General features: G+C 47.6%; 8 protein-coding genes. 7 read left to right on the top strand and 1 reads right to left on the bottom strand.

Annotated features, from left to right (window positions below):
- Window positions 1-263: 263 nt before the first annotated feature.
- Entirely contained in the window at window positions 264-2,084 is a 1,821-nt protein-coding gene (locus tag V7D78_RS10340; RefSeq protein ID WP_333608372.1) for an EAL domain-containing protein, read from the top strand.
- On the opposite strand, the gene V7D78_RS10335 is transcribed toward V7D78_RS10340, so the two are convergent.
- On the bottom strand, window positions 2,038-3,021 hold the full coding sequence (locus V7D78_RS10335) for a 1-aminocyclopropane-1-carboxylate deaminase/D-cysteine desulfhydrase (RefSeq protein ID WP_333608371.1): 984 nt from the start codon (window positions 3,019-3,021) through the stop codon (window positions 2,038-2,040). The genes V7D78_RS10340 and V7D78_RS10335 overlap by 47 nt on opposite strands.
- A 65-nt stretch (window positions 3,022-3,086) precedes the next feature.
- Here V7D78_RS10335 and V7D78_RS10330 point away from each other — a divergent pair, with 65 nt between their 5' ends.
- From V7D78_RS10330 to V7D78_RS10305, 6 genes are all read left to right on the top strand, one after another.
- On the top strand, window positions 3,087-4,001 hold the full coding sequence (locus V7D78_RS10330) for a hypothetical protein (RefSeq protein ID WP_333608370.1): 915 nt from the start codon (window positions 3,087-3,089) through the stop codon (window positions 3,999-4,001).
- Window positions 3,998-4,597, top strand: a complete 600-nt coding sequence (locus V7D78_RS10325; RefSeq protein WP_333608369.1) for a PilN domain-containing protein — start codon at window positions 3,998-4,000, stop codon at window positions 4,595-4,597. Before V7D78_RS10330 ends, V7D78_RS10325 begins: the two co-directional genes overlap by 4 nt.
- Complete coding sequence (locus V7D78_RS10320; protein WP_333608368.1) at window positions 4,594-5,244, top strand: hypothetical protein; 651 nt, start codon at window positions 4,594-4,596, stop codon at window positions 5,242-5,244. The genes V7D78_RS10325 and V7D78_RS10320 overlap by 4 nt, the downstream gene beginning before the upstream one ends.
- Window positions 5,222-5,536: a hypothetical protein gene (locus V7D78_RS10315; RefSeq protein ID WP_333608367.1), complete on the top strand. Its 315-nt coding sequence runs from the start codon at window positions 5,222-5,224 to the stop codon at window positions 5,534-5,536. The genes V7D78_RS10320 and V7D78_RS10315 overlap by 23 nt, the downstream gene beginning before the upstream one ends.
- Complete coding sequence (gene mshL, locus V7D78_RS10310) at window positions 5,526-7,193, top strand: pilus (MSHA type) biogenesis protein MshL (protein ID WP_333608366.1); 1,668 nt, start codon at window positions 5,526-5,528, stop codon at window positions 7,191-7,193. Before V7D78_RS10315 ends, mshL begins: the two co-directional genes overlap by 11 nt.
- 3 nt (window positions 7,194-7,196) lie before the next feature.
- On the top strand, window positions 7,197-7,553 hold a 357-nt coding region (locus V7D78_RS10305), incomplete at its 3' end, for an ExeA family protein (protein ID WP_333608365.1).

The raw sequence follows: 7,553 nt of genomic DNA, 5'->3' as shown, positions 1-7,553 counted from the left end.
AAAGAGCAGGGGCTTTTTTATTGGTTGCGATTCGGGCGGTGGACTACTCGTAGAGTAGTACAGTGATGCCGGTCTTTCGACAAGCCAACAGTTTGGCTTGTCGCCGGCAGAACGCCCCGAGCTCTGCGAGGGGCATGAAGGCACCTCATTCAAGCAAAAGGCCTACCCTCACGGGTGGGCCTTTTTGCATTGGATTTTGATTAAAAACTCGACAAGCTGCGTAAATCAGTTAACACTATAGGTGTTGCCAAAAGGAGTTGCACTTGTCTTTACTGCATTTAATTAAACAGCAATCTAAATCTGCCAGACTGTTGCTGATCCTGTCTTTATTTGTCTTTATAAATCTACTGTTTGCGGCTTCTGCTCAATATTTTAAACTCGCTCAATTAGCCACTTACAGTATTATGCTGCAACAACCCGCTGCAGATGCGGCTAATGCCGTCTGGCTGAGTGCGGTGCCTGAGCAGCTGCCTGAAGTAAGTTTGCAGCCTCTGCCACAAAAACGCTATCAGATATATCACAGTGCCTCAGGTGTTATCTTTGTTGATAACAATTTATTAAATGTGGCGGCTGCCTGGCATTATGTATTGCTTAACCTGATTACCGGACTTTTTATCTTCGGTTTATTACGCTATCTGAGTTTTAAACGACGGGCATTATTTGATGAAGTGATTCAGCTTGATCAGGCAGTAGAGCAATTGCAGCAACGTCTGCAAATACATGCTAGTGATGACAGTGCCCAAGCCAGTGTGATCTTAACTAAAGTGGACGAACGTCTGGCGCATTTTGTGCGTCAAGATCAGGAATTACGCCATCTGGTGCGCGTGCAAGGCTTGATCGACCATGAATTAGCCATTGGAAACCGAATTTTTTTTGAAAGTAAGTTACAACATTATCTGGGTGATCATTCTGAGCAAGTATCGGGTGCATTATTTATTATTCAGCTAAGTCATCCTGAGCGTGCGGTGACCACACCGGTAAAAGTTGCCCGCTTAAAAGCTTGTGTTGAACTTATCGGGGTACAACTGGAGCAATATGCAGACACGGTGATTGCCCGCTTGTCTGAGAATGATCTTGCACTATTAATTGCCGGTATGACAGTAAAAGATATGACACAGTTTGCTGATAAGCTAGCGTTATTACTTAGCAGGGCAGATTGTTTCAGGGATTGTGAAGGCGCTGATATGATACATATCGGCTATGTCGCCTATCAGCGTGGTCAAAGTAGTTATCAGTTATTGTCCGAAGCGGATATGGCGCTGAAAAGTGCTCAACTGCAGGGACCTAATGCAGCTTTTGGCTTTCAGACAGCGGATAAGCCAGCTGTTAAAGGCTCGGTTTGGTGGCGCTCGGAGATCAGCAAAGCGCTGCAACAAAAGCGGTTTAGTCTGAGTTTTCAGCCGGTATTTTCCTGGCATGATAAAGAAGTGCTGCAGCAGGAAGTGCTGGTAAGGTTACAAAGCAGTGAAGGCACTATTATTCCTGCCGCTGTGTTTTTGCCGATGGCGTTTAACTGTGGCTTGAATTTACAAATTGATCAGTATGTGTTGTTACATACGGCTAAATTAATCGCGGTAGAAAGTCGCAGTAAATTGCGTTGCAGCATTAATCTTAGTAGTCAGTCGCTACTTGATACCGAATGGCGTCAATGGTTAACGCAGATGGTGCTTAGCGGTCAGATAGATCCGGCACAATTAGCCTTAGAGATCACCGAACATCAGCTGGTTAAGCATTATTCCCGATTAAAAAGCATACTCCCTGCCATTAGTAAGATGGGTTTTGCGTTAATAATTGATCACGTTGGTCTGGCCATCGACTCTGTGGCCTTTACTGAAGATATTGCGGTAGACGCCATTAAGCTGCACCCTTCAGTGGTAAGGAATATAGACCAGCACCTGGAGCAACAGCTATTTGTGCGAGGCTTAATCGCAAATTATGCTGAAAAGGGTATCAGGGTGTTTGCTACCGGAGTGGAACTGACAGCGGAATGGCAAGTATTACAAAAACTTGGCGTAGCAGGTGGTCAGGGTTATTACTTTAGTCAGCCTCTGGCGCAGATAATAACACATAATCAGCCTGGCTGATTTTACCCCTGCTATAAAGCCCGGCCAAACCTTGCAAGCCCCCGGTATGAAAGAATACTAGCCTGCTGCCTCGGGCAAAGTGTCCTGAATTTATTAACTGATAAAGCTTGTGCATGGCTTTGCCGGTATACACTGGCTCGAGAGTGATACCGTTTTCACGCTTAAACTCCAAACAGAATTGCAATTGCTGCTGACTAAATTTGCCATAAGCCAGAGCCGGTTCTGTGTCTGTTAAGTGCCAGTTTCCGGGCATTGTGCTGCTATCTTTACCCAAGGTATCTGTTATCAACTGTTGAACACGACTACTAAGGCTGCTATCACGTAACACGCTGATACCCAATACCTGACAGTGTGGCTGACCAAGTGCTATGCCTGCCAGGGTGCCGCCACTGGCACTGGCACAACAAATGAGATCGGCCTGACCAGCCGGCGTCAGCGCTAAGGGCAGCTCTGCCACACCTTGCACACCCAGCGAAGAGCTGCCACCTTCCGGTACTAAGTAGAGATCAGCATATTGCAACTTTAATTGCTGTAGAAAATCAGTTTGCTGTCGAGTTCGGTATTGCTCACGACTTAACAGGCTAAAGGTCATTCCCTGAGATAAACAATAAGTTACAGTCGGGTTTTTTGGGTCTAAACTATCAGCACGTAGCAGCGCATGGCTTTTTAAGCCAAGTTGCTGACAAACTGCAGCAACCGCGGCTAAATGGTTTGAGTAAGCGCCGCCGAAGGTCAGGATGCCCGCACATTGCAGTTGTTGTATCTGCTGAATGTGGTATTTTAGTTTTAAGCACTTATTACCTGCCAGTAAGGGTTGTGCCGTGTGAAGCTGACATAACCAGAGCTTGATGCCGGCAGCCTGTACAGAGGGTGACGCCAGCAACTGCCAACGTATTGTGCTAAGCGCATCGGCGGCCAAGTATGAAGCGGTTGACATAGATTTTGACCAGCATCGAAACGGATGCATATTATAACGCGAATAACAGGTCTGGTAGCATTTGGATGTTAACTAAAATAAAACAATGGCTGGCAGCTGGCTCAGCAAAACAACGCTCAGGTATTTTTATTGGACGTGAGCGAATATCTGTGTTGCATCAAGATACGGAACAAGCGTCTTGGCAGGGGCAGGAGTATCCAATGCAAGCCGGGCAGTGGCAGCAGAGCCTGGCAAAGGTGTTTGCAGACTGTACCAAAGGTAGCACATTACATTTGGTACTCTCGCCGGAGCGTTACCAATTGGTGCAATTGGATAAACCGCAAGTTGCCAACGAGGAATTAGCTCAGGCGCTTCCCTGGCAAGTGAAAGATTTAGTTAATATTGCCGTTGACGATATGGTGCTGGATTATATTGAGCTGCCCGCTGCACTGCAGCAAGTCACTAAACTCAGTGTGGTGGTCAGTTCTAAAAGCTGGCTCAGCGAGCTGGTGGCGTTGGCAGAGCAAGCGCAACTACACATTGCCTCTATCCAACCAGAAGAGTGGTTAATTCACCCTATTACCGCACATACAGGCCATAGTTGCCTGGTGGTTTGCCATCAACCGGGTGAAGATGTGATGCTGCAAGTGATGCGTGAAGGCCAATTACAGTTTAGCCGCCGCTTACGTGGTTTTAATCTGCTGCATACCTTGAGTTTAGAGCAGTTGCAACAAGGCCTGTTTGATAGCTTGATTCTGGAGATGCAGCGTTCAATGGATTATGTTGAGGCACAGTTAAAACTGGCACCTGTCCGCGATATCATGTTGTTATGTCAGCAACAGACTGTGCAGCAATTGCAGCAACTACTGCAACAATCAGGCTTTAGCCGGGTGCAGGCGCTGCAACTGCATGCTAACTTAGCTGGTGCAGAGCAACTTGAGCTGGCCCGATACTGGCAAGCCATTGCTGCGCAGGCAACTAGCAGGGAGCAACGGGCATGATGAAACAACAGGTTAATCTTTATTCTGCGCAATTAACGCCGCAGCATGAGCCTTTGTCACTTAAGCGCCTGTTGCAGTTGGAGATTGTTATCGTTACATTACTGGTCATCGTGTTTGCCGTCTTGTGGCAGAGTCAGCAACAGCAGCAACAACAGTTGCGTTTGGCGCAGCAAGAGTTACAACAACAGCAGCAACAATTGCAGCTGTTTCAGCAAGCGGTATTACAACGTAGCCCCTTACCTCAGGTAGTAGCCGAACGCGATAGTTTGCAACTGCAATTACAACAACAGCAAGCGCTACAAACTTATTTAGCTCAGCAACAACAGCAGCAGCGGACCGTTCGTTACAGTGTAGTATTACAGCATTTTGATGAAGCAAATGTGCCGCAGCTTTGGTTAACCCGCTTCAGGCTGAATTTACAGCAAGCCAGTTTGGAGGGTATGACCACTGAGCCGGCTGCAGTGCCAAGGTGGTTACAGTCGCTGCGCCAGTTCGATTACTTTAAAGGTCAGAAATTTAATCAGTTAGCATTAGAGCAAAGCGAGCATCAGCAAGTGACCCGTTTTATCCTGCAGGCCCAGGGAGAGCAACCATGAGTGCTGAAAATAGCTTGCAGCAGCGCTATCAGGCACTACAGCCGCGTGAGAAAAAACTGGTATTTTTTGGTCTGTTATTGTTGACCTTGTGGCTGGGAGTAATGTTGTGGCTGGAGCCAGCTTTTAAACAGCGACAGGCAGTGCAACAGCAAAACCGTGAATTGAGTCAGCAACTGCAACTGGCGCAGCAACAAAATCAGCAATTACAACTTGAACTGCAACGGGATTTAAATGAACCTTTTCGCCAGCAAAGCGCTGCATTACAGCAACAACTATCGCAATTAGCCGCAGAGCTTGAACTGAGTCGGGAGCAGTTCATTGGTTCAGGCCAGATGCTAGCCTTGTTGCATGACTTATTAGCGCGCAGCCGACAGCTAGAGTTAAAGTCGCTTGCCACCTCTGCTGCTAAGCCGGTGTGGTTGGCTGGGCAATCGGCAGAGGATCGTCCATTATTGTATCAGCACCAAACCACGTTAATTGTCGAAGGGCGCTTTGCCGACATACAGCAGTTGTTAACACAGTTGGAAGCCTTGCCATGGCTGATTCAGTGGCAACAGCTGGATTATCAGGTACAGGAACATCCCAGGGCGCAAGTGAGCATAGAATTAATTACGGTAAGCGAATATGAAAACTTTATTCAGCTGTAGCCTGTTGCTGTTAATGAGTATAACGCTGCAGGCCGATCCTACCCGGCCAGCTATTGCTATGGCCAATACAAAGCCGCCGGCCTTTGCCGTAGCTGAGTTGAGGGTGGAATTAATTCGGCAAACCGAACAGGGACTCAGTGCAATGATTAATGGTACCTTGTTGCGACAAGGTGATCGATTTGAGCATTATCAGGTTGTGCGGATAGCGCCTAAGCAAGTGACCTTGCAAAGCGCTGAAGGCCAACACATTCTTTATTTACATAGCAGAACGATAAAAAATTATGATAACTAGCGCAGCCAAAATCGTTTTAAGTTGTAGTGCGATAGCCGTCTTAGTAGGCTGTCAGGGCTTACACCACTCCAGCGGGCCGGAGCGCGCCAAAGCCAGCTTACAGCAAGCTGCGGAACAGCAAGTAGCGCCGCCACAGCAGGAATTGCCAGCAGCCATCACTCAGGATTTATTAGCCAGCCCGGCGCAACTGATTCCGGAAATGGCTGAGCCAAGATTTAACGTGACAGCGCAGCAAGTATCCCTGGCTGATTTTTTCAATTCGTTGGTGGCGGATACGCCTTATAGTCTGGTACTGCATCCGGAGCTTGATGGCACGATCAGTCTGCAGTTAAAACAAGTTACTCTGGCCGAAACTTTGCAAATTGTGCAGCAGTTGTATGGTTTTGATATTCGCCGGCAAGGTAGGGTATATCAGGTGTTACCCGCCGGACTGCGCACAGAAACTATAGCCGTTAATTATCTTATGCTACAGCGCCATGGTTTTTCGTCTATTTCGGTGAATTCGGGTGGCGTATCGCAAAATGCGAATAATCAGCAAAATAAGCATGGTAATAACAGAGGCCAGAATCAAAATATGAACCAGGGTGGTCTGGGCCAGCAAGGTTCAGGTCAGCAGGGTATGGGCCAGCAGCAGTTTAATGGCAGTACTATTCAAAGTGAAAGCCGTACCGACTTTTGGAAGGATTTGGAGAAAGCGCTGCAAACTTTACTGGGTGATGGTCCGCAACGCGCTGTGGTTGTCAGCCCGCAGGCAGGTTTAGTTACAGTGCGCGGTATGCCGGATGAGATTAGTGCTGTGCGCGCCTTTTTAGGCCAGTCTGAGCGGCAACTGCAGCGCCAGGTGATCCTTGAAGCCAAAATTATTGAAGTCACCCTTAATGACGAATACCAACAGGGTATCAACTGGCAAAATGCTATTGCCAGTGTTCGTTCTACCGGCTTTAATCTGACGACTTCTGGTGCTATACCGTCAAATGCTATATCAGCTAATATTGGTGGTGTTACCGCTATTTCCTTTAGTAATGCCGACTTTAATGGAGTGATTAATCTGTTAGAAACCCAGGGCAATGCCCAGGTACTGTCCAGCCCGCGTGTCACTGCCATGAATAATCAAAAAGCGGTGATTAAAGTAGGTCAGGATGAATATTTTGTAACGGATGTCACCAGCAATAATACGGTTACCGGTACAGGTGCAGCAGTCCCTTCGCAGAACATTTCTTTACAGCCGTTTTTCTCTGGTATAGCGCTGGATGTCACGCCGCAAATTGATCAATTCGGCGGCGTGATATTGCATGTTCATCCCTCAGTTACAGAGACGTCAGAGCAGACTAAAACCATTCGTTTTAGTAATGAGCAGATTGTGTTGCCACTAGCGCAAAGCAATATCCGGGAGTCTGATACCATCATTAAAGCGCAAAATGGCGAAATTGTGGTGATAGGTGGCCTGATGCAAACAGTCAGTACCCAGATGGAATCACGCACGCCGGTGTTAGGTGCTATTCCGGTGCTGGGGCAATTGTTTACCAGTAAACACACAGTTGAAAAGAAAAAGGAGCTGGTTATCCTGCTTAAGCCGACAGTCGTCGCTGACGGTGTCTGGCAACAACAGATCCGTGATTCTGCCGAGCTGGTATCTGATTGGTACCCAGGCCAGTAAGTCATGTATGCCGGATATTTCCAGCTTAAACAAAGCCCCTTTGGTTTAACGCCGGATACCCGTTTTTATGTGCCTTTGCCGCAACATCAGGCCGCACTGCAAGTGCTGAATACCGCCTTACAAAATGGTGAAGGTTTTATCAAGGTCACCGGCGAGGTCGGTACCGGTAAAACCTTGTTATGCCGGTTACTGTTAAATCAGGCTCCTGATAACTGGCAATTGGCTTACATACCTGATCCCAGCCTGTCGCCTGCTGAGCTTCGCTGGGCGCTTGCAGCTGAGTTAGGATTAAAGTTTTCAGCCAACATTGATAGTGCTCAGTTACTGCAGTTGTTGCAACGGCAGTTGATTTTGCTGGCC

The sequence above is a fragment of the Arsukibacterium sp. genome, from assembly GCF_036735525.1.
In the GTDB taxonomy this organism is placed as follows: Bacteria; Pseudomonadota; Gammaproteobacteria; order Enterobacterales; family Alteromonadaceae; genus Alishewanella.
The sequence above is the reverse complement of the archived record's forward strand: the minus strand, read 5'-3'. Positions and strand labels throughout refer to the sequence as shown.

Excerpts from the sequence above, each read along its gene's own strand:
- V7D78_RS10335 (WP_333608371.1), bottom strand. The coding sequence starts at position 3,021 with ATGTCAACCGCTTCATACTTGGCCGCCGATGCGCTTAGCACAATACGT.
- V7D78_RS10330 (WP_333608370.1), top strand. The coding sequence starts at position 3,087 with ATGTTAACTAAAATAAAACAATGGCTGGCAGCTGGCTCAGCAAAACAA.
- V7D78_RS10325 (WP_333608369.1), top strand. The coding sequence starts at position 3,998 with ATGATGAAACAACAGGTTAATCTTTATTCTGCGCAATTAACGCCGCAG.
- V7D78_RS10320 (WP_333608368.1), top strand. The coding sequence starts at position 4,594 with ATGAGTGCTGAAAATAGCTTGCAGCAGCGCTATCAGGCACTACAGCCG.
- V7D78_RS10315 (WP_333608367.1), top strand. The coding sequence starts at position 5,222 with ATGAAAACTTTATTCAGCTGTAGCCTGTTGCTGTTAATGAGTATAACG.
- mshL (WP_333608366.1), top strand. The coding sequence starts at position 5,526 with ATGATAACTAGCGCAGCCAAAATCGTTTTAAGTTGTAGTGCGATAGCC.